This window comes from Mesotoga sp. UBA5847 (assembly GCF_002432735.1).
In the GTDB taxonomy this organism is placed as follows: Bacteria; Thermotogota; Thermotogae; order Petrotogales; family Kosmotogaceae; genus Mesotoga.
Window position 1 is genome coordinate 1 of sequence record NZ_DJGL01000094.1, and the last position, 25,617, is coordinate 25,617.

Annotated in this window: 25 protein-coding genes; 2 read left to right on the forward strand and 23 right to left on the reverse strand. The window is 45.1% G+C overall.

Going from position 1 to position 25,617, the window contains the following annotated elements; all coding sequences use genetic code 11:
* Positions 1–105: 105 nt before the first annotated feature.
* From B3K91_RS11690 to B3K91_RS11765, 16 genes are all read right to left on the reverse strand, one after another.
* Positions 106–1,068: an ABC transporter substrate-binding protein gene (locus B3K91_RS11690; protein WP_099829892.1), complete on the reverse strand. Its 963-nt coding sequence runs from the start codon at positions 1,066–1,068 to the stop codon at positions 106–108.
* 36 nt (positions 1,069–1,104) lie between these two features.
* Complete coding sequence (locus tag B3K91_RS11695; RefSeq protein WP_214078519.1) at positions 1,105–2,079, reverse strand: ABC transporter permease; 975 nt, start codon at positions 2,077–2,079, stop codon at positions 1,105–1,107.
* Positions 2,080–3,573, reverse strand: a complete 1,494-nt coding sequence (locus tag B3K91_RS11700) for a sugar ABC transporter ATP-binding protein (protein WP_214060830.1) — start codon at positions 3,571–3,573, stop codon at positions 2,080–2,082.
* Between the two features lie 11 nt (positions 3,574–3,584).
* On the reverse strand, positions 3,585–4,577 hold the full coding sequence (locus B3K91_RS11705) for a sugar phosphate isomerase/epimerase family protein (RefSeq protein WP_103134710.1): 993 nt from the start codon (positions 4,575–4,577) through the stop codon (positions 3,585–3,587).
* Between the two features lie 15 nt (positions 4,578–4,592).
* Positions 4,593–5,756: a Gfo/Idh/MocA family protein gene (locus tag B3K91_RS11710; RefSeq protein ID WP_214060831.1), complete on the reverse strand. Its 1,164-nt coding sequence runs from the start codon at positions 5,754–5,756 to the stop codon at positions 4,593–4,595.
* 323 nt (positions 5,757–6,079) lie between these two features.
* Positions 6,080–7,090, reverse strand: coding sequence for an ABC transporter permease (locus tag B3K91_RS11715; protein ID WP_214059962.1), 1,011 nt, complete (start codon positions 7,088–7,090; stop codon positions 6,080–6,082).
* 11 nt (positions 7,091–7,101) lie between these two features.
* Positions 7,102–8,139 (reverse strand): ABC transporter permease, encoded by a 1,038-nt coding sequence (locus tag B3K91_RS11720; RefSeq protein WP_214059963.1) that lies wholly within the window; start codon positions 8,137–8,139, stop codon positions 7,102–7,104.
* A complete protein-coding gene (locus B3K91_RS11725) occupies positions 8,139–8,993 on the reverse strand; it encodes an ABC transporter ATP-binding protein (RefSeq protein WP_214059964.1) in 855 nt (284 codons plus the stop codon). The genes B3K91_RS11720 and B3K91_RS11725 overlap by 1 nt, the downstream gene beginning before the upstream one ends.
* A complete protein-coding gene (locus B3K91_RS11730; RefSeq protein ID WP_214059965.1) occupies positions 8,986–9,612 on the reverse strand; it encodes a TetR/AcrR family transcriptional regulator in 627 nt (208 codons plus the stop codon). Before B3K91_RS11730 ends, B3K91_RS11725 begins: the two co-directional genes overlap by 8 nt.
* A gap of 326 nt (positions 9,613–9,938) precedes the next feature.
* Complete coding sequence (locus tag B3K91_RS11735) at positions 9,939–10,829, reverse strand: substrate-binding domain-containing protein (RefSeq protein ID WP_214059966.1); 891 nt, start codon at positions 10,827–10,829, stop codon at positions 9,939–9,941.
* Between the two features lie 27 nt (positions 10,830–10,856).
* Positions 10,857–11,822, reverse strand: coding sequence for an ABC transporter permease (locus B3K91_RS11740; protein WP_214059967.1), 966 nt, complete (start codon positions 11,820–11,822; stop codon positions 10,857–10,859).
* 5 nt (positions 11,823–11,827) lie between these two features.
* On the reverse strand, positions 11,828–13,321 hold the full coding sequence (locus B3K91_RS11745; protein ID WP_292589454.1) for a sugar ABC transporter ATP-binding protein: 1,494 nt from the start codon (positions 13,319–13,321) through the stop codon (positions 11,828–11,830).
* Positions 13,322–13,324: 3 nt separating this feature from the next.
* Complete coding sequence (gene rbsK / locus B3K91_RS11750; protein WP_214061080.1) at positions 13,325–14,269, reverse strand: ribokinase; 945 nt, start codon at positions 14,267–14,269, stop codon at positions 13,325–13,327.
* Positions 14,262–15,110: a BtpA/SgcQ family protein gene (locus B3K91_RS11755; protein WP_214061081.1), complete on the reverse strand. Its 849-nt coding sequence runs from the start codon at positions 15,108–15,110 to the stop codon at positions 14,262–14,264. The genes rbsK and B3K91_RS11755 overlap by 8 nt, the downstream gene beginning before the upstream one ends.
* A gap of 69 nt (positions 15,111–15,179) precedes the next feature.
* Positions 15,180–15,623 (reverse strand): D-ribose pyranase, encoded by a 444-nt coding sequence (gene rbsD, locus B3K91_RS11760; protein ID WP_099829912.1) that lies wholly within the window; start codon positions 15,621–15,623, stop codon positions 15,180–15,182.
* A gap of 21 nt (positions 15,624–15,644) precedes the next feature.
* Complete coding sequence (locus tag B3K91_RS11765; RefSeq protein ID WP_292589458.1) at positions 15,645–16,658, reverse strand: LacI family DNA-binding transcriptional regulator; 1,014 nt, start codon at positions 16,656–16,658, stop codon at positions 15,645–15,647.
* 319 nt (positions 16,659–16,977) lie between these two features.
* Here B3K91_RS11765 and B3K91_RS11770 point away from each other — a divergent pair, with 319 nt between their 5' ends.
* Positions 16,978–17,421, forward strand: coding sequence for a PspC domain-containing protein (locus B3K91_RS11770; RefSeq protein ID WP_214060355.1), 444 nt, complete (start codon positions 16,978–16,980; stop codon positions 17,419–17,421).
* A gap of 4 nt (positions 17,422–17,425) precedes the next feature.
* On the forward strand, positions 17,426–18,298 hold the full coding sequence (locus B3K91_RS11775; protein WP_292589461.1) for a hypothetical protein: 873 nt from the start codon (positions 17,426–17,428) through the stop codon (positions 18,296–18,298).
* Here the strand turns inward: B3K91_RS11775 and B3K91_RS11780 are convergent.
* From B3K91_RS11780 to ablA, 7 genes are read right to left on the reverse strand one after another with little or no spacing between them, the layout of a single operon-like run.
* The gene (locus B3K91_RS11780; protein WP_214060353.1) at positions 18,290–19,192 is read right to left on the reverse strand and encodes a diacylglycerol/lipid kinase family protein; all 903 of its coding nucleotides are present in this window, start codon (positions 19,190–19,192) and stop codon (positions 18,290–18,292) included. The two genes, B3K91_RS11775 and B3K91_RS11780, sit on opposite strands and share 9 nt — an antisense overlap.
* Before the next feature lie 49 nt (positions 19,193–19,241).
* The gene (locus B3K91_RS11785) at positions 19,242–20,018 is read right to left on the reverse strand and encodes an OAM dimerization domain-containing protein (protein WP_214060352.1); all 777 of its coding nucleotides are present in this window, start codon (positions 20,016–20,018) and stop codon (positions 19,242–19,244) included.
* The gene (locus B3K91_RS11790) at positions 20,011–21,573 is read right to left on the reverse strand and encodes a lysine 5,6-aminomutase subunit alpha (protein WP_292595270.1); all 1,563 of its coding nucleotides are present in this window, start codon (positions 21,571–21,573) and stop codon (positions 20,011–20,013) included. The genes B3K91_RS11785 and B3K91_RS11790 overlap by 8 nt, the downstream gene beginning before the upstream one ends.
* Positions 21,570–22,943: a MutS-related protein gene (locus B3K91_RS11795; protein ID WP_292589465.1), complete on the reverse strand. Its 1,374-nt coding sequence runs from the start codon at positions 22,941–22,943 to the stop codon at positions 21,570–21,572. The genes B3K91_RS11790 and B3K91_RS11795 overlap by 4 nt, the downstream gene beginning before the upstream one ends.
* Positions 22,940–23,944, reverse strand: coding sequence for a hypothetical protein (locus B3K91_RS11800; protein ID WP_214059741.1), 1,005 nt, complete (start codon positions 23,942–23,944; stop codon positions 22,940–22,942). The genes B3K91_RS11795 and B3K91_RS11800 overlap by 4 nt, the downstream gene beginning before the upstream one ends.
* Complete coding sequence (locus B3K91_RS11805) at positions 23,941–24,351, reverse strand: MaoC family dehydratase (protein ID WP_214059740.1); 411 nt, start codon at positions 24,349–24,351, stop codon at positions 23,941–23,943. The genes B3K91_RS11800 and B3K91_RS11805 overlap by 4 nt, the downstream gene beginning before the upstream one ends.
* Positions 24,348–25,616, reverse strand: a complete 1,269-nt coding sequence (gene ablA, locus B3K91_RS11810) for a lysine 2,3-aminomutase (RefSeq protein WP_214059739.1) — start codon at positions 25,614–25,616, stop codon at positions 24,348–24,350. The genes B3K91_RS11805 and ablA overlap by 4 nt, the downstream gene beginning before the upstream one ends.
* Position 25,617 lies beyond the last annotated feature (1 nt).

Genomic DNA, 25,617 nt, shown 5'->3' on the forward strand with positions numbered 1-25,617 from the left:
TAAGTGATAAACTCAAGAAAAGGGATTTGACAATGCCTTTTGTCTTTACCAACAAAAAACCCGGAGATCAAAGATCTCCGGGAATATCTTGCTGACCCAAAAAATCTAGAATATCGAATCAGGTTCGTAGTAGAGTTCGGCGTTTTCAGCTGTAATAAGCTCTGCGGCGAGAATTATCTTAGAAGGAATCTGCTGCTGGTAGAATCCTTCCAGTGGATGGCCCCTCATTGCGAATACAGCCATCGAAATACCGGTAGCGATCATTGACGGCGGATATGTGACATCTGCTTTCACGAGAGGGTCATTGTCGATGATCTTCTTTATCATTTCCTTTGATCCAGCGCCACCGAGGAAGAGCTTGATATCATTTCTTCCTGACTCCCTGTAGGCTTGAAGAACTCCAACGAGAACGTCGTCATCCTGTGCCCAAACGGCGTCGATCTTTGGGTATTTCTGGAGATAGTTTTCCATGATTTCCAGTCCGCGGGCTGTATCCCAGTAAGCGGGCTGGGAATCGAGAATTCTTATGTCTGGATACTTAGCCATTACTTCATTAAATGCATCGACTCTTTCGCTGTTTATTACACATGGAATGCCTTCTAGAACCACTATATCGCCTTTGTAATCAAGAGCTTCTGCCATCCACTCGGCGGAGACCCTTCCAAGTCCCGGGTTATCGCCGGCAACGTACACGTTTTCGACAGGCTTGGTGAGACCTCTGTCGACGGAGACAATAAATACCCCGCTGTTGTACGCTTTCTCAACTATCGGCGTGAGTGGTTCGGAGTCATGAGCAAGAATTACAAGAGCATCGATGCCCTTTACCATGAGGTCTTCAACATCTCCAACCTGTTTCGCGGGTGAATCGGCAGTGACCAGGAAGAACTCAACATCGGGATCCTTTTCGTTCCAGTCCTTTATTGCCCTCTGTGCCCACCACACTATTCCACCTGTCCAGCCGTGATCTGCACTCGGGATGGCGACACCAATCTTAATCTTCTCGGCGGCCATTGCAAAAGCCGAGAGTACAAACACTACAAGGATCATGAGAACTAATGCCTTTTTCACAAAAAACACCTCCTATTTCCTTTGGCCCCAACGGGGTTATTGAGCTCTCTTTCTCTGTATCAAGACCGCGCCAATTATTACTACTCCCTTGACCGTTCCTTGCAGATACGGTGAGACTCCTAGCATGTTCAGCATGTTGTTTATTATTCCAAGAGTGATCGCTCCGATTACGGTTCCAAAAATCGAACCCGAACCACCTGTCATAGGTGTTCCACCGATTATGACTGCTGCAATGGCATCAAGTTCATAATTGAGACCGCCGTTAGTGGAACTCATAGAATTCAATCTTGCCGAGAGAAAGACAGCAGAGAATCCTACGGTTATTCCGACTGCTACGTATGACATGAATCTCGTTAGATTTACCTTTATTGCAGAATACTTTGCGACTTTCGGATTGGAGCCCACAGCACAAAGATACCTACCATAACGTGTCTTATTGAGTATTATGGCAAAGACTACCGCAAGACTTATGAAAACGATAACGGGGTTCGGAATTCCTAGAATTCTCCCCATTCCAAGATCCGGGAAGAGCCTACTCTGCGATCTGAATACACCGGCACTTCCTATATACAACGCCATCGATCTGAATATGGCCATGGTACCTAGAGTAGCAATGAAAGGTGCTATCTTGCCAAGGGTGACCATCAATCCGTTAAGAGCTCCAAGTCCAGCACCGAAAAGCAGCCCGATGAGAAGGGCAAAGAATATGGCCCATGCTTCCCCGCCTGCACCAAAAACTCCCAGAAGCCAGTTCAGTGCAAGGATAACAATTCCACCGACCAGTGCAACCATCGAGCCGACCGAAAGATCGATTCCTCCCGAAATTATAACGAAGGTCATACCTAGCGCTATGATTCCAGTATAAGAAACCTGCCTCAAAATATTTAGAAGATTCTGAGTCTGAAGAAAATACGGGCTGGCGAAAGCGGATATCACGAACAGAATCGCAAGAGCTATTAACGGACCAAACTTCTCGTATTCGAATCGTCTACGGACATTCTCTCTTGCCATCTAAGCAACCCCCTTGAGTCCAGTGGCGTGAAGCATTATCTCCTCTTCGTTGATATGTTCTCCTTCAAGGATTCCCATAATCCTCCCTTCTCTCATAACGATCACGCGATTACACATGCCCATGATTTCTTCAAGTTCAGAGGAGATCAGAATACAGGATACACCTTCCCTAACTAGCTCGTTTATGAATCTGTATATTTCTCTCTTCGCGTTAACGTCAATTCCTCTTGTGGGTTCATCAAAGATGAATATTTCGGGCTCCGGATCGAGGGATTTGGCGAGAGACACTTTCTGCTGATTACCACCGCTGAAGAACTCCAGCCTCGTCTTCAGAGATGCTGCCCTGATGTTGAACTTGTCAACGTACTTCTTTGTCTTTTCCTTCTCCAACTTGTTGTTAATAAGTATCTTAGAGTAGGAAGGCAGTGAAATGAGAGTGGTGTTCTTTATCATGTCGAACGAAGTGAGAACTCCGCTTCCCTGGCGGTCTTCAGACAAGTAAGCTATTTTGTTCTTCACGGCATCGATAGGAGACCTAATCTCGACTGATTTTCCGTTGATGCTGATCTTGCCGGAGTCTTTCTTTCTGATACCAATGATCGTCTCGGCAAGCTCAGTCCTTCCGGCGCCCACCAGACCAGCAAAGCCGAGAATCTCACCTTTGCGAAGGCCGAAGGAAATGTCTTCCAGAAGGCCATGCAAAGATAGACCCTCAACTTCAAAGACAATCTCTTCAGAGGGTGAAACCTTCTTGGGAAAGACCTGGCTCAGTTCACGACCAACCATCCTCCTTGCCATTTCTTCTTCATCTGCCTCGTCAGTTTGACTGATGCTAATCGTCTTTCCATCTCTCAGAACCATAACCCTATCGCAGATCTCTTTGACTTCCTTAAGTTTATGAGATATGTAGATGATCGTGACACCGCTTTCTTTGAGATTTCTCATTAGGTCAAAGAGGGTCTCAATCTCATTTAGAGTTAAGACTGTTGTCGGTTCATCCATTATCAATAGCTTAGAATTAAAAGCAATTGCCTTTGCTATTTCAACCATCTGCTTTTGGGCTACGCTTAGCCTTTCAATCTTTTCCTCGGGATGTATTGATTTCTTGAGCTCCTCCAGAAGCGTGACAGTCCTTTTCTTCATCTCTCTCTTGTTAAGAAAGCCCTTACGAGTAATTTCGCTACCTAGAAAGATGTTTTCATAGACGTTGAGTTCGTTGATCAGATTGAATTCCTGTGGAATCATGGAGATGCCTATCGCTTTTGCATGCAAGGGGTCCTTGATATCTACTTCATTACCCTCAAAGAAGACCTTTCCCTCTGTGGGTGTGTAGATTCCACTGAGAATCTTGACAAGCGTAGACTTACCGGCGCCATTTTCTCCGATTATCCCGAAGATTTCTCCCCTGTTTATCTCGATGTCTATATTGTCGAGAACTCTAACCCCTGAGAATTCCTTTGAAATTCCTTGGGTCTTTATTAGGGCATCACCCATTAGGTCACTCCTCAACTTCTCATTGCATCGTCAAAAGCGACGTTTGAAGGCTCAAAGTCAACTTTTCTCACAAAATCGGCTGCTTCTTTCGCTCCGAACTCTCTTTCCATTCCACTGTCTTCCCATTCTACTGATAAGGGGCCGCTATAACCTATGTTATTCAGTTCTCTAATTATCTCTTCAAAATCAACGTCACCGTGACCGAGCGACCTGAAGTTCCATCCGCGTCTAGTGTCACCGAAGGTCATCATTGATCCTAAAATTCCGGCTTTGCCGTCGAGGGTCACTGCGGCGTCCTTCATGTGTACATGATAGATCCTTTCAGCGAAGTCCCTTACGAAAAGGTGGGGTTTGACTCCCTGCCAGATAAGGTGGCTTGGATCGAAATTGAACCCGAGCGTTTTTCTGTAATTGAATACTTCCAACAACCTCTTGGCAGTGTAATAATCGAATGCAATCTCAGTGGGATGAACTTCGAGAGCGAAGGTAATTCCTTCGGCGTCAAACTTATCGAAAATCGGCGTCCAGAGATCAACTATCTCTTGATAAGCATCTTCCACCATTTTCTCCGTTGTCTGGGGGAATGAATACCAGAACTTCCATACTGGAGAACCCGTAAAGCCGGTCACTGTGTAACAGCCCATGTTCTTCGCGGCCGTTGGTGCGTACATCATTTGCTCGATGCCCCATGCTCGAATCTTTTCGGGACTTCCTCCACAGCTTGCCGGTGCGAAGCCGTCAAGTCTGACATCGTACAGATCACCTACACATTGCCCCATTAGGTGTGCTCCGATGGCCCAGCACTTCAGATTGTGTTTTTCGAGGATTCGCCTTCTTTCATCGACGTACTTTGGATCCTTCGCAGCCATTTCGAGATTCATATGATCGCCCCAACATGCTATCTCCAAACCATCATATCCCCATGAACTGGCCTTTTCACAGATTTCTTCGAAAGTGAGATCGGCCCACTGGCCTGTAAATAATGTAACTGGTCTTTTTCCCATGTCAAAACCTCCTGACTACAGATCTACCCAGACGCTTCCCTTCTGGGAGCTCTCGACTGCTTTTCCAATGAATCTAACTCCTGCCAGACCGTCCTCTACTGTGGGGAAGTCGGCGTCAGACAGATCTTCCCCATTTTTCTTTTTTATAAGAGTCGTTGCGAAATTCCTGTATATGTTCGCAAAAGCTTCGTAGTAACCTTCTGGATGTCCCGCAGGTATTCTGGAGATGTTTGCCGCAGACGGGAGCATGTAACCTCCGCCTCTAGAGAGTATCTGAACCGGCCCTCCTACATATGCTACCTTCAGGTAGTTTGGATTCTCCTGTTCCCATTCGATTGAACCTTTGCTTCCGAATATCCTTATCTTCAGGCCGTTGTCATGTCCTACTGCAACCTGTGATGCCCAGAAGACTCCTCTAGCCCCATTGTCGAACCTGACGAGAATCTCTGCGTTGTCATCCAAAGTTCTTCCGGGAACGAATGAGTCAAGACTGGCACAGATGGACTTTAGCTTCAACCCCGTAATATAAGAAACAGTGTTTTCAATGTGACTGCCAATATCACCGACACAGTTCGACTTTCCCGTCTGAGAAGGATCTGTTCTCCAGGAAGCCTGCATATTACCAGTATCTTCCAACCTTGTTGCCAGCCAGTCCTGAGCATATTCGCCCATGACAACTCGGACTTCTCCAATATCGCCCCTACGTACCATTTCTCTGGCATGTTTGACCATTGCATAACCGGAATAAGCGTAGGTGACCGCAAAGAGAAGATTCTTCTCTTTCGCAAGAGCCGCCAGCTCTTTTGCTTCTGATTCATCGACAGTAAGAGGTTTCTCACAAACAACGTTAATATCTGCTTCGAGAAATTCCTTTGCGATTGGGAAGTGAGTAGCATTTGGGGTGCAGATACTCACAAAGTCTATTCCATCTTCTCTAGCAGACTCTTTGGAGGCCATTTCCTTGAAATCTTTGTAGACTCTATCGTCAGAAACACAGAGTTTCTTCGCGGTTCTAACTGTGTCGTCGTAATAGATCGAGAAACAGCCAGCAACAAGCTTTGCAAGACCGTCCATCGCTATTGCCTTTCTGTGAACGTCGCCAATGAAAGATCCCTCGCCACCGCCTACCATGCCATATCTTAACTGACCCGCGGAGGAGACTTCTTTGCCTTCAATCATATTACTCACCTCTCGTCTATATTGAATCTCACAGATGTAGTACGAAGAAAAGGGCGAATTTCCCCTATTCTCTAAAATTATAGCTAAAATGGAACTCAATTCTTGCATGATAATTTGGCAAAGTAGCGGGAGGAAAACGGAAGAATTTTGTGAGAAACAGCATTGGATTCCACTGTTTTCACTATACGGAGGATAATCATCCCAGATCGTTCCTGGAGCGCTTAGAAGAGTGTCGTAACAATAATCGATAGATGCCTTTAATTTTTTGCCCCATAAAAATATTTAAGTGAAAAATGAAAAACGAGCGGGATGCGAACCCCGCCCTAATTGAGGTAAGTTTGAAGTCCTTTTTTGATTCTGCTCTTCATTAGAATGAATATTACGGCAGTTGTCGCGCAGATCCAAAGGATCTGGAGGGCGAAGCTGGCCCAGTTTGAACTCTGATTCAGAATATCTCTCAACGAAACGAATGACCAATAGGTCGGTGACCAGTAGAATATGATCTGTGCTCCTTCTGGAAGGATGAAAGCAAGAATTACGGGCATTAAAAGCAGCCAACCGCTGATCTTCATGTTTGCAATCCCGCTCATCTGTGATGAGGACATAACGCCGATAAGGAAACCAACTACGACTCCAATTATTGAACTAGTAATGGTTACGATAATCAACTTAAGAAGATCAATGCCGGGTATGTCGAAAATCAGAACGGCAAGCAGTGCATGGACAAGAGGGATCAGCACACCCAGAATGCTTCTGCCGAAAATGAGTTCATTCTTTGTGATAGGAGTTACCATGAGAGCCCTCATGGCTCCGGACTCTTTCTCTTCTATTATGTTGAATCCTATAATCATACCGCCAAGAACAAAAGAAATAATGACCACAAAGCTGAAACCAAATACAGTGATCGGAGGAACGAGTCTTCCTCTATCGCTCTCCTCCACTTCGAGCGATCTCCATACATCGAATTGAATTCCAGACAGAATTAGTTTCGCAGCTTCTTCGATTTCTTTCGATTCATTTCCTTGAAAAACGAGGTTATATGATTCTCCGTCATAATATAGGCCGACAACATCGCTCGTGCCTCCGACTCTTTCTTTCAATTCAGCTTCAGATATAGCGAATTCAATATCGCCGAACTTCTTTAAGGTCTCCGCAGTCTCTTCCTGTTCGCTGATAGTAACGAAATTCAGAGAAAGGTTTTGAAACCCGGGCGTAATTACTCTGAAGAAGAATGAAAAAATGATTGGAGCAAGTAGTATGTATATTACCATCTTATCCCGGCTACCATTTACAACATCGATTCTGAAGATATTAAATATTCTCTTAATGCTCATCTCTCTACCTCCTAACCTTTTCTCAGTCGGAGTTTGTAGGTGGTTACTGCTATCAAAAAGGCAGCAACTGCTTCAATTGTCACCAGGACAACGGCGGACGTCTCAACATAACCTAGCTCGGGGAATACAGCGGCCTTCAAGGAGAAGAGAATTGGATAGGTTGGGAGGACTCTCAAGTACCAGGGAGAAAACCCATCCAGAAAATATGAAAGCATTGGCAGAGAGAAAACAACTGTGAGTGCGAGCATTGCTGCCATCGATTGTGAAAGATTCTTGTAGAAACTGGCCGCAATTAGTGAGACGGATGATGAAAGAAAACTTCCGACGGCAACAACTACAATGAGCGGAAGGAAACTCGCTTTTAGGCCTACCGTTAGAGGGGTGAGTATCAGTGTGAAGATCACTCCCAAGATTACCAGAAGAATTACCTTTGCCCCCAGATATTCCCAGATTTTTCCCGGAGTAACTGAGTACGCATGCAGAGTGCTCTGTGATTTCTCACTAAATATCATTGCGAATACCATTATCATACCCATCATTACTGCTTCAAACATGAGGAATACCGGAAGAAAGGATTTGTTCAAAGGAATCTCTGCTCTTGTCTCCTGTATCTCCTGTAGGTATTCAACGTTGCTGTCGGAAATTGAGTTGAATGACCCGGCAAGATAACTCGATACAAGGAGTTTCAAGAATTCTCTTGTCTCAGCGGTTTCGTGACCCTGGAACACGAGCTCTACTGATGGATAAGACCGGTCCCCTCCTATAACAATACCGATGCTATTGAAATTTCTGTTCATCATTTTGTCAAGTTCTTCCCGATCTTTTGCGAATGAAAGCGAAATCTCAGTGTCTTCTTCGATGAGCCCCATAGTAGTAGCCAACTCTTCCTGTTCTACCATTAGGACTAGTTGTGTGTCAGTTGAGAGATCTTCTGGAATCAAGAAAGTCATTAACAGAAAGTAGGCGACTGCCAACCCTACTGTAAGCAGAAAGAAGTGGCTTCGCCAGCCGAGTTTGATCTCTTTCAGCGTGTTAGTGAAGAGTCTCATTATCTCAACTCCTCTCCCGTTGCTTTTATAAATATCTCTTCGAGAGTGGCCTCCTTAGAGTGAATCGTCTCGATTACTTCAGAGTTGAGCAGAGAATTTAGTCTTTCTCTGTCAGCCGGATGGGTCAGCGAGATCTTTTCCTTTCTTAGTGAACCATTCGCTTTGTACTCGACTTCTACCAGACGTTTCCCGTACTTCAGTTTCAGGTTCCTTGGAGAGTCGATGAGGGAGATCTCTCCAGAAACTATAAATGCCACTCTATCACACAGTTCATCTGCTACATGCATGTTATGAGTCGTTAGGAATATCGTGGTGCCTTCCGTGTTTTTTTCTTTGATAACCTTTCTTATTGATGAGGAAGTCGAGGGATCGAGCCCCGATACGGGCTCGTCAAGGAACCAGATCTTCGGATTGTTAATGAGAGAACGGGCAAAGACAAGTCTTTGCTGCATTCCCTTCGAGTACTCCCCTGCCTTCTTTTTAGCAGCTTCTTTGAGACCGACCATTTCCAGTAAATTCATTGGATCTGCTGTGGGTACATCATAAAGGCTAGCAAAGTATTCAAGGTTTTCGAGACCCGTTAGCTTGAGATAAAGATTTGGATTTTCGAAAGATACGCCGATCCTGTTATAGAATTCTGAGGTGGTTTTTGAAACATCTACATCCATAACCCTTGCAGAGCCCTTCTGGAGGGGTAGCAGGCCGGTCAATATCTTTTGGGTTGTCGACTTTCCTGCCCCGTTAGGACCCAAGAAGCCGAAAACTTCACCTTCTTTTACTTCAAATGAAATGCCCTTTACCGCATATTCCGTATTTCTACTGTACGAATAATATAGGTTATTGACTTCAATCATAGTCTTCTCTCCTTTTCATGCCGTATTCGAGCAGCTTGATAAGTGAAAGATACTTATCTCTTGCTCGTTCTGAAAGCATTCCTTCACTGTCGGATCTGACCATTTCGCTCAGCGAGAGCATAAAGGCAGTGATGAGCTTCGCAGCCATTTCTGGATCGACCCACTCAGCGATCTCACCGGTATCTTTTCCCCGTTTAATCAAAGAACTGATCAGGTCGTTGCTTGAGGGAGAGTACTCTCCCAGGATTTTGTTCATCAATGATTTGTTTGCGACCAAATCATCGCTGATTTTTGAAAGCCGGGGATCATCTTCGGCCATCTTGATTGCGGCTCCAACCATAATTCTCAGAATTTCGAAAATGCTTGATCTCTCAAGAGAGTCTCTTATACCGGTCATCATCTGCATCTTCTTTTCGAAAACAATGTCCAGTATATACTTGAAGATATCACTCTTGTCTCTGAAGTACTGATAAAAACTACCTTTAGGAATAGAGGATTTTCTTACTATTTCATTTACCTTGGCGTTTTCAAAACCATTCTCGGCAAATTCATCTACGGCTGCTTCGATTATTCTTTCCTTCTTTTCGTCAGGCAAATTGAAAAATGTCTCTGTAGGCATCTACTCACCTCCTAATGACCAGATAGTCATATGACCGATCAGTCATATTATACATTACCAGACACACCTTTCGCTAACATGACTGAACGGTCATGTTAAGTTGAGATTAAAGGAAAGGTCCAGAATCAAGCCGATTTCGCTAGATCTCATGAAGGGTCTCTTATCACACTTGGTACAGAATCTGAAGCTAACTGCACAAGATCAAAAGAAGCGAATAATCAGTTGGCTTTGCTTTGATATATTACTTATCATTCGTGATAGATGAAGAGTCACCGAAGAATAAAAAAAGAGAGCGGCATCTCGCCGCTCTCCAAGGAAATTGCAGCTTACTCAAGAACGTCAATAGTTATTAGTTTCAGTGGAATGATAACCTTTGGTTCGACGCTTGCACCGTTGATGATTCTCTGAGCCGCAATCACTGCCATTTCCATCTGCAGGTAGGGCTGCTGCTGAACTGTTGCAATCATTTCTCCAGCCTTAATTGCAGCAATTGCATCGTCAGTCGCATCGATTCCGACGATCTTGATTTCATTCAGCCTTCCTGCGGCAATCGCCGATCTTACAGCACCCAGAGCCATTTCGTCATTGTGGGCGTAAATTCCATCCAGAACAGGGTTCCCCTGTAGAATGTCGTCAGCGACTCTAGCGCCTTCTTCCCTTGAGTAATTTGCTGTCAGTGATGCGACGACTTCAATACCGGGGTACTTCTTCATCTCGTCCATGAAACCGGCTTGCCTGTCTACTGACGAGGGCGCACCGGGAATTCCCTCAAGAATCGCAACTCTGCCTTTTCCGTCAAGAGCCTCTGCCATGGCGACTGCGGCCAGCATTCCGGCTTCTTTATTATCAATATCAAGATGCTGCGCCACAACTCCTCCATTCGAAGGTCTTGTAACTGTAATTACCGGGATTCCGGCTGCATTTGCTTCAAGAACTGCCGAGACTATTGCATCTGAATCAACTGGATTGATGATAAGTACATCAACCCTTCTCGTTATTAGATCTTGAATCTGAGCAAATTGAGTTTCCGGTTTGTCCTGTGCGTCTAGAACGATCAGTTTCAACCCAAGTTCACTTGCCTTTGCCTCTCCACCCTCTTTCATGGTTACGAAAAAGGGATTCGCCAGCGTGGAAACTGAGAATCCAATGGTCTTGGCCGCAAGGCCAGTTAGTGCCAGCAATCCAACCATCAAAACTACCAAAAGCATTCGTTTCATGTTACCCCTCCTTTTTGATAGGTAATCTTAATCACTACGTTTTGCCAGTACGGCAACGAGTATTATGACTCCTTTAACGATTTGCTGGAAGAACGATGAAACTCCAACTAGATTCATTCCATTATCAATAACACCTATTACCATGGCTCCCAGGAGTGTACCCAACACGGTTCCCACTCCTCCTGAAAGGGAGGCTCCGCCAAGTATCACCGCAGCGATGACATTCATCTCAAGCCCTTCTGCAGCGTTCGGTTGCGCCGATAGCAATCTGGAAGTTATGAGAATGCCACCAAGGGCGCTCGTGAGGCCGGAAATTGCGAAAGCAAGCACCCTGTACTTCTTGACAGGAATTGCTGATAACCTGGCAGCTTCTTTGTTAGCTCCGATCGATTTAACATATATACCATGTTTGGTTTTGTTCAGTACAAAGAAGGCAAGAGCGAAGACCCCGGCGGCAATAATCGTTGATACCGGCACTGGACCGAGATAACCAGCGCCCATTATACCGAAATTAACCGGCAATCTAGATATTGGTTTTCCTCCCGTCCACACTAGCGCTACTCCTCGCGCAATTCCCATCATTGCAAGCGTTACTATGAAGGATTGAACTCTTCCGTAGACGGTGAGAACGCCATTTGTAAGCCCTATACCGATTCCCATAGCCAATCCCGCAATCATAGCAATAAATATTGAGCCCGTAGCGGTCAGAACCGCTGCGGTTGCAACTCCTACCAATGCCGCGGAAGAACCTACAGAAAGATCTATCTCTCCAGTTAGGATGACGAAGGTCATTCCGATGGCGACTATTAGGGTTATCGACACCTGCCTGGTTATATTGAGCAGATTTCTGGAATTGAAGAAGAAGGGAGATATCACTGAGAAGACTACCATCAGGATCACAAGAATTAGAATCAGTCCCAACTCTCCTTTGAGCATCTTCAGAAATTTTGCCCAAAACGCAGATCTATCCGTTTTCTCGATATTCTTTTCCATCTGCCCTAACCTCCAAGTGCCAGTGTCAATAACTGCTCTGTTGACGATTCTTTACCGACTAACTCTCCTACTATTTCACCCTTTCTTATAACAAGTATTCGATCACAGATCGCACTCATCTCCCTGAACTCAGAAGACATTATTAGAATTCCCGTGCCACGGTCGGCAAGATAATTTATCAGAGAATAGATCTCAGTCTTTGCGCCAATATCGATTCCGCGGGTCGGTTCATCTAGAATCAGGATATCGGGTTCACCGCATAGCCACTTCCCAATAACTACTTTCTGTTGATTACCGCCGGAAAGATTTTGGACTGCCATCTTTATGTCTAGCGGACGTACTCTCAACCTTTCACATGTATCCTTTGCGAGCTGCGATTTCTTCTTGTTGGAAACTACCCCTTTGCTAATGGCAAGATCGATATTTGCAACACAGATATTGTGCTCTACGTTAAGCCTTAGAAAAAGACCTTGGCCCTTTCGATCCTCAGGGATGAAGGAAATGCCGCGTTTCTTTGCATCATCAGGCGACTTCAGACTTACGGCCATGCCTGCGATCGAAATATTACCCTGCACAGACCTGTCGGCTCCGAAGAGTCCAAGTGCTATCTCACTCTTTCCAGAGCCAATTATTCCAGTAATTCCCAGTATCTCCCCTTTTCTCAGAGAGAAGTTGATTGGAGCAAACATCTTTTCTGTTCTGAACTCTCTCACTTCAAAGAGCATCTCTTCTGATGAAGTCCCTTCTCGAACGGGGAACTCCTCTTTGAGCGTTCTTCCCAGCATTGATTTTACAAGCGTTTTCAGATCTACCGAACGAATGTCGAATGTTCCAGCGTTCTGGCCGTCTCTTAATACAGTCGCCCTATCACAAACGCGAAAAACCTCATCTAGGTGGTGAGATATGTAGATCATGTTTACTTCTTTCTTCTTCAGGTCATCCATGATTTTGAAGAGTGTGTCAATTTCCGCTCTGCTCATACCGGTTGTAGGTTCATCCAGAAGAAGAATATTCGCATTGATAGAGAGAGCTTTGATGATTTCTATTATCCTTTTCTTGCCAAGTCCCAAATCGCCCACAAAAGCACTCGGATCCACAGCAATTGCAAAGGAGGAAAGATACTTTGCCGCTTTATCCAGAAGCTCTCTCTTTTTGATGGAGCCAAAGAAAGACTTTGTTGGCTCGTGGCCAAGGAAAATGTTTTCAGCAACCGTAAGAGAGTCCACCAGACTAAGCTCCTGATATATTGCGCCGATTCCTTTGTGCCTAGCATCGACAGGGTCTTCGATCGTCACACTTTTCCCTCTCACTTGAATCGATCCGGAATCCATTTTGTGGACACCGGTAAGGATTTTGATTAACGTTGATTTTCCAGCGCCGTTCTCCCCAAGAAGCGCGTGAACTTCGCCCTCGGCAAGTTCGAAACTTACATCTTTCAGTGCGTGTATACCTCCAAAAGATTTATGGATTCCTTCGAGCTTCAGCACAGTTTCAGGCACTTCTTACACCCGCTTTCCTAGCAAATCCCGTACGCTCTCTGACGAAGGGATAGAAGTCTGAGCACCGGAAATTGTTGTACTTAACGCTCCAGCTGCATTTGCCCATGCTAGAGACTGTCTCAGGCTTTCACCTTTTGAAAGGGCTGCCGCCAGCGCTCCGGAAAAAACATCTCCAGCAGCAGTAGTATCAACGCAGTTAACTTTGAAGGGATCAAGCTCTATAAAGCAGTCTTCATCGAGGCCCACGATGCCCTTTTCGCCCAGAGTAACTATCGGCAATCTGAAACCCAGCAGCCTAAGTTTCTCAAGAGCATCACGTGCCGACTCTTTATCACGTACTTCTATACCGGTGAGTATCCTCGCCTCCGTTTCGTTTGGTTTTATGAGATGAACCAAAGATGCAATGGAATCGGGAAATCCCTGTCTTGGGGCAGGCGCAGGATCGACAATGGTAAACATGCCTTTCTCGTGAGCGATTTCTATTGCCCTGTAGATAGTCTCTTCTGCTATCTCCATTGTTAGCAAAAGAATTCTTCCCGATTGGAAGAGATCCGAGTTCCTCTCTACATCAGCGGGAGAGAGTAATGCGTTGCTGCCTGGAGTGAATGAAATCGAGTTCTGGCCCTTCTTATCAACTCGTATCATTGCTATTCCGGCTGTTCTTTCGGGATCTCTGAGAATTCTGGAAGTGTCGACTCCCTTTTCACTCATCAAATTAACCAACTCTACGCTGAATCTGTCACCGCCGAGTTTAGTGAACATCTGAACCTTGGCGCCATTCATTGCAGCCGCGACCGCCTGATTGCCACCTTTACCGCCCGGATAGGTACTGAAGTTGTCCGTAAGAACTGTCTCACCTGGCTCTGGAAGGCTGTCCATTACCATAACAAGATCCATATTCATACTTCCCATGCACAGAATCTCTCCGTTGAAGTCGAAATCAACCATCTTTAGCCTCCCTTCGAAGAGACTCGACACTTTTCATGAACTTCTTCACTCTGTCGGGATCCACAGGATTCTTCCAGTTGTTGTCTTTCTTGAAGTAACTGCCAACAATCGCTCCATCAGAAAATTTCAGCAACTCACTCGCATTAGCTTCCGTTAGGCCGCTGCCGATTATTACGGGAACGCCAACGGTATCGCTGAAACTCCTTACTTTCTCAGCATCGGGTGCTTGTCCTGTTTCAAATCCAGTAACTATTAGTACTTCTGCGCCTTCAGACTCTGCATCGTGGGCCTGTTCCTCCACACTTCTGTCTGAAATGATGAAATGGCTTCCATGCTTGACATTGACGTCGCACATGAACTTGACGTCTTCTGCGCCGAGGAGTTTTCTGTATCTTGCGAGTTCTGCCCCGATACCTTCTGTCAAACCGGCGTGAGAAACATATGCATTCACCCATTCGAAGACTCTTATCCATCTGGCTCCTGCTGCAACAGCCGCTGCAAGCGAAACCTTCCCTCCATTGAGATGGCAGTTCACTCCCACTGGAATTCTGACGGCTTCCCGAACCTTCTGAGTCGCCACTGCCAGGGCTGCTGAGGTTTCATGACCGATCTTCTCACCCTTGAGATAAGGGAAGTCCCAGATATTCTCTATTTGAAGTCCGTCGACGCCGCAATCCTCCATGGTTATTGCCTCTTCAACGGCGATCTTGAGTATTTCCTTCATTCCAAACCTGGCAGAATCATATCTTGGCGAACCTGGGAGGGGACGCAGGTGTATCATTCCAATAATGGGTTTATCGATTTCGAATATTTCTTCAAGAACTTCCTTGTTTCTTTTCACGATTACCACCTCTCTGTCTTTCGGCGCAGCTGCAAAACAGTATCCTTGATCGATGAATAGAGAAAATATCTAGAAATCTACTCCGGAAACGAGTATGATGTTCGCGTAGGGAGTGAACTCTCCTGTCTTCACGAATACTTTGACTTCTTTGCCTTGGAGACTGCCATTTAGAACTAGATCCTTAAATTCTGGATGAGGGATATTCTCCTCTACTATGTCGTTCCCCTTGTTCTTGATTTGCGAAACAATTTCCTTCAGTTGTGAATAGATTTCGGGGCTTACCGATTTGGTTTCGTCAGCAATAATTACCTTCTCGATTTCAAGTTCCTCGAGTACGACCTTAACGACATCTACGAACCTGGGGAGATCCCTTCCTACCGATACATCGATGCAAATTGTGTTTTCGTGCCTTGGAAATGGAAACCCTCTGTCTGTAATAACTAACATGTCGCCGTGGCCAAGTCTTGCCACTTCTCTTGCAAGATCGTTGTGAAGAATACCCTTTGTCTTCATTCTTTCACCTCCATTGATTTGTCATATTTCAGTTGATTCCCTCACTATAAGCTGTGAATCCAGCTCTATCTTTCTCGTGTGGACATCTTCACCACTCTGCTTCTTCATTATCTTCTCAAGAAGCAACTTCATTGCTGCCCTTCCGGCTTCATACTTCGGCTGATTCACAGTCGTCATCGCCGGGATTACTAGTGACGAGTAAAGAACATTGTCAAACCCCGCGATGGAGATATCTATCGGAATCTTTAAACCATGCTGTTTTGCTGCCTCGATTGCCCCCCACGCCATCATGTCATTCCCGGCAAAAACAGCAGTAGGTCTGTTCTTAAGTTTCAATATTTTCTGCTTCATTATCTTGAATCCGTCTTCATATTTGAAGCTACCGTAATAGATTCTTATATCTCCTTTGCGTATTCCATCTCTCTCGAGCTCGCTGCAGAATCCCTGAAGCCTTCTTACTGCGCTGGGCACATCTCTTGGCCCTGCTATGCAGGCGAATCTTTTGTGGCCTTTGTTTAGTAAGTGTCTGGCTAATTGAGCAGAACCTTTGAAATTATTCGTGTAGATTACGTCAATTAGTGGATTCTCGATTGTGAGATGCCTGTCAAGAATCACCATGGGCATTCCATCTGAGAGATCTGCTAGAAGCCCCTCTTCCATTCTGGGCGCAACATTGATCACACCATCAACTCCGTGGCCAAGGAAGGAAATCAACGTCTCTTCTTCTCTGTAACTCTTTCCGTCGCTGTTGCAAAGAAACATCTGATAATCGTGATCGAGGGCAATGCTTTCCACGCCTCTTGCAATTTCTGCGAAGTACGGATTAGTTATATCTGGAACCAGAAGTCCAACCAGGAATGACTTTCGAATTTTCAGACTTCTTGCAATTTTACTTGGTCTGTACTGAAGGGCGTTTATGGATTCAAGGACAGTGCTTTTTAGTTCAGGACTCACGAACTTCTTCCCAGATATTACGTTTGACACTGTGGCGACCGATACTCCAGCATGTTTGGCAACATCTTTCATATTAGCCATTTCATCGACCCTCACTCGATTTCTAGTTAAACGTTTAGTTAATCGTTTAACTACAGTGTATCATCCATGAACTTGTATTCAAAACCCAGTCATGTTTGAATGAAAGCAGTTATCTTTGAAGGAGGGTGATTAAAATAGTTTTGCTNNGCCATGATTGGATAATCTGAATGTTTGGCTTTGCAGAAGCGAAAAACTATTCACACGAAAACTGTTCGAAATCGCATTCGGCTTAGTGTTTGTGGAAATTGATCAGATTGTATTATGATGTATGAGTTTTTTGTAGTATTATTGCACAGAAGTCATCGTGGGAGGTGGTTATGTGAGCTTAGAGAAGAGGCTTTACAAGTCTAGAAAGGACAAAGTGATAGACGGTCTGGCTGCAGGAATAGGGGAGTATTTAGGAATCGATCCGGTGATCGTAAGATTGGTCTTTGTTGCACTTGTTTTTGCAGGTGGAGCCGGTTTGTTGATTTATATCATCGGCATGTTCATAGTGCCGAGGGCTCCAATCAACAAAGAGAACAATGTTGTGATAATGGATGAGGAGGGTAAGCCGATAGAAGAGGGAGAGAAAGAGGTGCTTTCGGATGACAAAAGCAAGCTGATTATTGCTGGGCTTCTCATTGTTTTTGGCATAGCACTCTTGTTGGGGTCATTCACTCCCTGGAACATTTTCAGCGGGATATTCTGGAAGTTTGTTATTGGAATAGTATTGATAGCAGGTGGAGGGTTCGTAATCTATAAGTCCGTAAGCAGGAGCTGATTATATGAGAATTGCGATGGGATTGATTTTCGTCTTGGTTGGTGTCTTGCTGATCTTTGGATTGTTCACTGGAGACACACTTCTCAATGCCCTGGTCAATCTCGCAAATTACTGGCCGGTAATTCTTGTCCTGGTCGGGTTAAGCATTCTTTCGAGCGTAAAGGCCCTTCGCTGGATCAGATACGTTAATGTCCTGCTTATTGTCGCTTTTGTGCTGTTCATATTCTTTTGGCCCTCGCCATTTCTCTCGGGCGAGAAAGCCGTTAGGAATTCTGTGACACTTGAAGCTTCTGAGTCTTCCAGAAGCATTGAGATTCTACTCAACCTTGCGATGGCTAACATTACTGTTGAATCATTGATGGAAGATGTAGCGTCTTCAACGTTTGCGGTAGTCGAATATTCAGTTCGAGGCACCGATCTCAGGATTGAAGAGGATAGTACGCAGCTATCTCAAAGGTTTGTGATAAGACCTGATTCAAACGTCTCTTGGCTTGGAACAAGTACCGTTGTGATTAAGCTGAACCCAGATTATAACTATGTGCTCAAGTTTGACAGCGCGGTAATGAATGGCAGGTTCAATCTGGCTGAGCTGAAAGTTGACGAACTGAAGTTGAACGGGGCTGTTATTAAGACAAAATTGATTATACCTGAAGTGGGCCCCTCAAATACTAAAGTCAATGCTGCCATTATCAACTCAGAGGTTTTTATCCCAGACGGTATTAGGTCTATTCTGAAAGCTAATGCTGCCATACGGAATATTAGAACAGATCTGTCATATACCGGAGACAAAGAGTATGTGTTTGAGGGTTCAACATTTGACTTCAGCTCATATCTTACTTTTGACAGTGCAATAATGAATCTGAGAGTCCTACGCTGAAGCCAGTTTTAGAGCTTTGTCGCAAATGGAGATTTCCATGGGCAGGGTTCCGACAACCTCCCCATCCATCTGAATAATTACATCTCTGTCGCTTATGACAGAAATAGATCTGGCGTTTCTGTAGCTTACTGTATCTACGACTAGATGTTCACCGCGATAGATCTTCGGGAAGTGGTAAAGAAGACGGAGCTTTGACATCTTTGAGACACCAACTATGTCCATGAGCCCATCATCCACAAGTGCTTTGGGGGCGATTCTCATTCCTCCTCCAAAGTAGTTTCCGTTTGCCATAGTAAGAAAAAAGAATCTGTCCGAGAACTTTTCTCCGTCAATGGTGAAACTTAGCGGATAAGTTCTCGAAGTGATGAATTCGATCAGAAAGGAAAGCAAGTATGCCATCTTTCCACTGGTCTTGAATCTCGATTTGTTCATTCTGTTAGTGATTGCCGCATCGAAACCTGCTCCAACAACGTTTACGGCATATCTAGTTGAATTAGTGCCGTTGAAATCTTTGAAGTTTACCCTTAGCAGGTCGATCTCGCGAATTCTCTTTCCAGATGCTATTTTCACCATTTCTCTGTAGTCTTGTTTAAGGTTTATGGCTCTCGCGAGATCATTTCCTGAGCCAACGGCGACTATGCCGATAGAAGCTCCCGAATTGCCAGCTTTCATTCCGTTTATGACCTCATTCAGAGTCCCATCTCCGCCAACACTTATTATTCTCTCGTAGCCGCTGTTAAGAGCCACAAACTGCAGAGCATCGCCTATACCCGTCGTTATGTGTAGGTCATAATCACCAAGTTTTTCGCGAATCAGTTCGGAGATGTAGCTTTCAAACTCACGGCCTGCTTGACCATGACTGGCATTTGGATTAACTACTACGAGCGTATTCAAAACACTTTACCTCCGCTTAAGCTACGATGGTAGATTCTATCACAAGTTATCAGACCACAGACTCGAGTTTGTGGACAATGAAACTTGCTACATCTTCAGCAAAAGTGCCTGGCCCGAATCCCGCATCGTATCCTAATTCCTTTGCCAGTTCATGAGTTATTCTTGCTCCACCTGCCACCAAGACGATCTTCTTTCTAATGTTTTCCGCTTCAAGAAGCTCCACAAGGGCAGTCATATTCTTCAGATGAACGTTCTTGGCAGTTACAGTTTGAGATACCAGAATAGCATCGGCTTTTAGTTCAATTGCCCTTGCTACCAACTCCTCGTTTTGGACCTGGCTACCTAGATTGTGAGCATCAATGTTCCTGTATCGTTCCAACCCATAGTGACCTGCAAAGCCTTTCATATTCATTATTGCGTCAATGCCAACAGTGTGAGCGTCCGATCCCGTGCTAGCTCCAACCACAACTACCTTTCTCCCTATCCGCTCTTCAATGAACCTGTCGATCTCCTCCATAGACAGTTTCTCCATTGCTATCTTGGGAACTCTAATAGAAGTGTAGTCAACTGAATGGGAGGATTCTCCGTATGCTACAAAAAAAGTGAATCCGGTCGTCATCTCTCTTGAAAACGAGATCTGAGGATTTTTTAGGCCCATCTTTCGCATCAATAATCTAGCAGCCTCATCGGCCTCGGGACCAAATGGGACAGGAAGGGTGAAACTCAGCTGAACTTTGCCGTCGTTCATCGTGTCTCCGTAGGGAGTGATCCTGGTGAGATCTACTGCAGCCGGAAGATCATTCTTTTTGTATGAGTTTTTATCCATCACAACTCCCTCCAAGCATCTTCTCGATAAATGGATTCCTGTAGCTGTTTCCCTTTTTTACGACTCCCTCCAGTCCCTTCCCGCCGTGGAGTGATCGCCTTATGTTTGCAAAAGTTCCCTTCTCTAGTGTCTCAAACAAACCTACTGATTGAATTTCCTTCAGTAGATCCACGGCTTCATCTAACACTCTGGAAGCTCTTTCCTGGATTATGCCGTCTTCTTTGAATACTATCTCATCACTGAGATTTCGCAGGTTATTGAATATGTACCGTGCGTTTTCAATTGCAAGGTACCTATCGCTCATGAAGGGAGTGTGAATCGCTTCAGTAAGCATTCCTAAAAGTTGAATACCCTGATTAGTCATGATGGAAATCACATTGAAAAGAGTATCCTGAGCGTAACCCATGAAGATGTTTCCTGTCATGAACTTTGTAGGAGGCATGTATTTCAGTGGCGCCTTCGGAAATATCTCCCGGCTCATCTGCGCTTGAGCAAGTTCGTACAGGAAGCCGTTTTCTATTGAGGGATCCATTTCGAAAGCGTGCCCAAGACCCATCTGTTCCTCGGGAATACCTGCCATTAATGCCAGCCTTTCGTTTATGAACTGGGAAGCCAGTACCGTGTGTACTTCTTCATAAGCATCGGCCGTAGTGAGGTAGTTATCTTCACCGGTATTGATTATTACTCCGGCGAATCCATTAATGACCCTTGAAAAGTATTGGTCGATTATGGTCCTCTTCATGTTTATATCTCTGAAGAGGATCCCATAGAGTGCATCGTTTAGCATTACATCAAGTCTTTCAATAGCTCCCATTGCCGCAATTTCCGGCATGCAAAGTCCGGAGCAATAATTACAGAGCCTGATATATCTTCCTACTTCTTCTCCAACTTCATCAAGCGCAGACCGCATTATTCTGAAATTCTCTTGAGTGGCGTATGTTCCACCGAAGCCTTCCGTTGTCGGTCCAAAGGGGACATAATCCAGAAGGCTCTGCCCCGTCGATCTGATTACTGCTACTATGTCGGCGCCTTGCCTTGCTGCCGCCCTTGCTTGAACCACATCCTCATAAATGTTTCCAGTTGCTACTATCACGTAGAGATAAGGTTTCTTGCCTTCGCCCAGCTCCTGTATAAGAGAGTCGCGCTTAACTCGATTCAAGCGAATCTTCTCAACTGTCTCTTCCACTAAACCGTCGATAGCTCCAAAGACTTCGACTTCAGGTCCGTAACCGAGACTTCTTAGGTCAAGTCTGCCATGTGAGATCTCCTCGGCAATTCTCTGTGGAGAGAGACCGGTTACGAGTATGGCATTGCCTATTGCGTATGCTGCGCCTTCGCTTAATAGGTTCGCGGATTTGAGGTGATCGACAACTACGTTTGACATTGGAACATCGTACTCATCGACTCCATCTATCCCGAGAAGCCTACATATTGCTCTCTCTACACTTACTGTAGTATGTTCGTTGACGAAATTGTGCACTGCGTCAGCTATCTTTCGAGAGTAATTCCGCGCTTCTTCTACTTTATTCCAGTCTAAGTTCAGTTTTCCTTTCATTCACAGCCTCCCACAATACTGCCTTTTATCAGCTCTATGAATTCCTTGTCAAGTCCCATAATACGGGCGATTGCAATAGCCTCCTTCGGAAAGATTACTTTGTCCCTCATTTCTATAAGTGAGTGGTCAACGTAGTAAGAAATCTCCCTGTCTCTTTCGGTTTCAATTCTGTGGTGATCAACACCTTTAATCATAAATAACTGGGCGGAGTTGATTTGGAGTGCCTCCTCGTAATGAGATGTGAAAATGGAGCGGCACTTGGGGTTGCGACCGAGATAATCGGCAGAGGCTATCAAGAAAGCGGGACCTTCAACAGGATTAGTGCTCCGACCGATCTCGTCGAACAGGAACAGGCCCGCGATTTCCGCTTGAACTATCTCTATTGCTTCTTTCAGGTGTTGAATTTCTCCCGCAAACGACGACAGCCCATCGGTGAAAGACTGTTTGTCCCCGCTGAAATAAACCACCGACTCGTACACGGGAATAAAAGCTTTATTTGCAGGAACAAAGAGACCGTACTGAAACATTGTTTGAAGAAGAGCGACACTCCTGAGAAGAACGGATTTCCCGGTCATGTTACCGCCAACGATGACAACCTTTCGTCCAAAGTTTGCTGAAAATGGCTGGAACTCCTTCCCCTTTTTTCTGAGGCTCTCGGATATCTCTGGATTGAAGAGATCTTCGAACTCATACTCTCCAGAAGAGATTTCTGGTTTCCTCAAGCCTAGCTTCTTATTCAGATCGGTGAGAGCGATTACTAGGTCTATGTTTCCGGTCTTGTTAATCGCTTCCTCGAGGACGTCACGATACTCTCTTAGTCTATCCGAAAGATCGGCTCTCACCCTCCTCTCAATCTCGAAGTTCTTCTGAACAAGTTCATCAAGACTCTTGGTATGTTCTCCACCTATACGCTGTAACCTGTGAAGCTCCTTCCTAACCTCACCGAGTGCATCGTCGAAGTTATTGGAGATATAGAAGCTCTCTGTTTGGGAATTATCAGGGTCTAGAATTGAAAACACGGGCGAAAGGCATGGAAGTTGCATCCATGAGCCGCAAGTTCCTAGTTCTTCCCTTAGCTTTTCGCACCAGTAAGTGAAGCTCTTGATTTCAAAGAGCTCTATATCCTCAAGCAAATTTCCACCGGAGAGGTTTGAGATTGTACCCCTAACATCCCGGATCCTTGATAAAATTCGCTTAAGTGAAGGTACGATCTCTTCCTTCTTGAGAATCTCCTCTTGCCTTCTGTGAATTTCTTCTATTGACTTTCTGTTGGTAAGAAAGGTGAGATTACGCAGCGCCTCTCTTCCAATAGGTGTTATTGGCTCAATGAGAGAGATTATGTATTCAAATCCGCAGTCAAGGTATTTCAATTTGCCGTCTCCTCCAGAACATCGATTACGGGAACACTGATAAACTTCTCCAGGGCTTCTACAAGCTCTCTTGACTTGACACTGAAACCTGTTGGCGAATAAGGGTTCACCGTTACCGCGATGAGATTGGCTGGATAAACAACTTCAAGTCTTCCTCCGGATCTTTCGTACTTCACGAGAGTTTGTTCGTCAACGAAAATACATGAAAAATCTCTAATTACTACTCTCGTTCCGGGTTCTGCAAGACGAAGCAAAACGGAAGATGTCAGTGATCCGTTTATGTAGATTGTTTTCCCCACAGTATCTGTGCTTGAGTACGATGCTGTCAAGGATGAGGAGGATAGTCTTTCAAAGACCCCATTATCATCTATCCATACACCGATCTCGAGGGGGAGTAGGCGATTTCGGAGCTCTCTTTCTGCACCGGGAAGAGAGATCAGCTTCACCGCAAAACGTGTCTTTCTTACTAATTCTTCTAAGTTCATCGACAGAGCTGCACCGGTTGCAAGGATTATTCCGTCCGATATTCGTGGAGCTCCGGGGCTAAGTCTCGATGTAGAACCATCTATAAGAACCTTATCACAGCCATAGGATTTCAACGTCTTTACAGTTTCGCACAGATAGTCCAAAATAGATGGCCCCGAAATTATTACTTTCCCAGCAGTCTCTGCTCTTGCGAAGACCGTTCTGCCGAGAGGGGATCTGTAATCCCTCAGGTCTAACACAGTGGCGGAAAACCGTCGGTTGTGGAAGTCCTTCTCGGATGTTGCGAAATAAGTGCCTTTACTGACATTGATCTCGGGCTTTTTATTCAGGTAAATCTGGTCTATCTTCTCACCTTCAAGTCCCGTTGATGTCAGTCCAACAGAGACTCCCTCTTTTCTAAACTCTCTCAACAGCCGATTAAGTACGACCGTCTTACCGGTGTTCTTTTCCAGGCCGATCACGGATACTGTTTCAATTCCATCGGTTAATTCAATGACGCTGATGGGAGGTCTCATTCTCCAGTGAAGAGCAGCAATGCTTCGCCGTCAACTGCCTTCTCTCCATTGCTCTTCTCGACAGTTGTACGAACCAGTAGTCTCTTTTTCTCTTCGTTCTTTTCGAGGATTTCGATAGTGATCTTCACTTCCTCTTCCAAAAAGATTGGCTTCAAGAACTTGACTTCTTGTTTCATGTAGATAGAACCCGGTCCAGGAAAGTCATTTCCAAGGATGGCCGAGATGATTCCTACAGAAAGCATCCCGTGAGCTATCCTCCTTCCAAAACGTGTGTTTTTCGCGAATTCTTCGTCAGTATGAACAGGATTCTTGTCGCCAGTCAACTCGGCAAATGAATCTACCATAGCTGTTGTGATCACTCTCTTTGTAGAGAAACTTTTGCCTTCATAGAAATCTCGAAATCTCATTTCTTCACCTTCTTTTCTTTCCACTTCTTAATTCTTTCTCTTCTCTGAAGGGTCGTGGGTTCGAAACTCATGGAATTTCCATAAAGAAGGTCGGAGACACCCGTAAACTCGTATTTCTCTTTATAGAGACTGTCATCAACGTCGCTGGAAGTATCCTCCGGCTCATGATACGTGGTTATTACCCCTTCATAATTTCTTAGAACGACTACTCTATCTGACTCGGAGATGTTGTACTGGGGCATCACTCTAATCTTACCGCCTCCGCCGGGGGCATCGACCACGAACGTTGGGACGCATAGTCCCGAAGTATTTCCAATCAAAGACTCCATGATTCCTATTCCTTTCCTTATGGAAGTTCTGAAATGGCCAATTCCTTGAGAGAGATCGCACTGATATATGTAATAGGGTCTAACTCGTATTTTGACAAGCTGGTGTACGAGCTCCATCATTATGTAGGGGGAATCATTCACTCCTCGAAGGAGAACGGATTGATTTCCCAACGGTATTCCTGCATCAGCGAGCATTTCGCATGCTCTCGTAGAATCGGGAGTGATCTCCAGTGGATGGTTGAAATGAGTGTTAATCCAAATCGGGTGGTATTTTCTCAGCATTTCTACAAGTTCGGGAGTCACTCGTTGGGGAAGAACGACAGGTGTCCTGGTGCCAATTCTGATTATCTCCACGTGGCGGATCTTTCTCAGCTCGCTAAGAATGTACTCGAGATATTCGTCTCCTACAAGCAATGCATCTCCTCCGGAGAGCAGCACATCTCTTACCTCTGGGGTTTGCCTAATGTATTCAAGTGCATCGTCAATTTCCTTTCTCGTTCTTGGCTTATCGAGTTGACCGGCAAATCTTCGTCGTGTACAATGCCTACAGTACATCGAGCACTGGTCTGTAATTAGAAAGAGGACCCTGTCGGGGTATCTGTGAGTGAGTCCCGAAACCGGAGAGTCTTCATCTTCATGAAGTGGGTCAATCATATCCCATCTGTCGATTCTCAGTTCCTTGTCCGTGGGAACTGCCTGCCTTCTTATCGGGCATCTTTGATTGATTGGGTCCATGAGAGTTGCATAGTACGGTGTAATTGACATTCGAAGTGTTCTAAGGCACTCGGCAATTCCGAGGGCTTCTTCTTCGGTGATTTCGATTATCTGCCTGAGAGCTTCAACAGTCTTGATTCTGTTGGCTACCTGCCAGCGCCAGTCACTCCATTGAGCAGTAGTAACCTCTTTCCACATTGGAATTTCCCTGTAATCTCGCATT

Coding starts and splice junctions, on each gene's coding strand:
- B3K91_RS11695 (WP_214078519.1), bottom strand. CDS start 2,079: ATGGCAAGAGAGAATGTCCGTAGACGATTCGAATACGAGAAGTTTGGT.
- B3K91_RS11805 (WP_214059740.1), bottom strand. CDS start 24,351: ATGAGATTTCGAGATTTCTATGAAGGCAAAAGTTTCTCTACAAAGAGA.
- B3K91_RS11775 (WP_292589461.1), top strand. CDS start 17,426: ATGAGAATTGCGATGGGATTGATTTTCGTCTTGGTTGGTGTCTTGCTG.
- B3K91_RS11800 (WP_214059741.1), bottom strand. CDS start 23,944: ATGAGACCTCCCATCAGCGTCATTGAATTAACCGATGGAATTGAAACA.
- B3K91_RS11740 (WP_214059967.1), bottom strand. CDS start 11,822: ATGGAAAAGAATATCGAGAAAACGGATAGATCTGCGTTTTGGGCAAAA.
- B3K91_RS11735 (WP_214059966.1), bottom strand. CDS start 10,829: ATGAAACGAATGCTTTTGGTAGTTTTGATGGTTGGATTGCTGGCACTA.
- ablA (WP_214059739.1), bottom strand. CDS start 25,616: ATGCGAGATTACAGGGAAATTCCAATGTGGAAAGAGGTTACTACTGCT.
- rbsK (WP_214061080.1), bottom strand. CDS start 14,269: ATGGTTGATTTCGACTTCAACGGAGAGATTCTGTGCATGGGAAGTATG.
- B3K91_RS11725 (WP_214059964.1), bottom strand. CDS start 8,993: ATGATTGAAGTCAATAACCTATATTATTCGTACAGTAGAAATACGGAA.
- B3K91_RS11700 (WP_214060830.1), bottom strand. CDS start 3,573: ATGGGTGATGCCCTAATAAAGACCCAAGGAATTTCAAAGGAATTCTCA.
- B3K91_RS11765 (WP_292589458.1), bottom strand. CDS start 16,658: ATGGCTAATATGAAAGATGTTGCCAAACATGCTGGAGTATCGGTCGCC.
- B3K91_RS11720 (WP_214059963.1), bottom strand. CDS start 8,139: ATGAGACTCTTCACTAACACGCTGAAAGAGATCAAACTCGGCTGGCGA.
- B3K91_RS11710 (WP_214060831.1), bottom strand. CDS start 5,756: ATGATTGAAGGCAAAGAAGTCTCCTCCGCGGGTCAGTTAAGATATGGC.
- B3K91_RS11790 (WP_292595270.1), bottom strand. CDS start 21,573: ATGAAAGGAAAACTGAACTTAGACTGGAATAAAGTAGAAGAAGCGCGG.
- B3K91_RS11785 (WP_214060352.1), bottom strand. CDS start 20,018: ATGGATAAAAACTCATACAAAAAGAATGATCTTCCGGCTGCAGTAGAT.
- rbsD (WP_099829912.1), bottom strand. CDS start 15,623: ATGAAGACAAAGGGTATTCTTCACAACGATCTTGCAAGAGAAGTGGCA.
- B3K91_RS11705 (WP_103134710.1), bottom strand. CDS start 4,577: ATGGGAAAAAGACCAGTTACATTATTTACAGGCCAGTGGGCCGATCTC.
- B3K91_RS11730 (WP_214059965.1), bottom strand. CDS start 9,612: ATGCCTACAGAGACATTTTTCAATTTGCCTGACGAAAAGAAGGAAAGA.
- B3K91_RS11715 (WP_214059962.1), bottom strand. CDS start 7,090: ATGAGCATTAAGAGAATATTTAATATCTTCAGAATCGATGTTGTAAAT.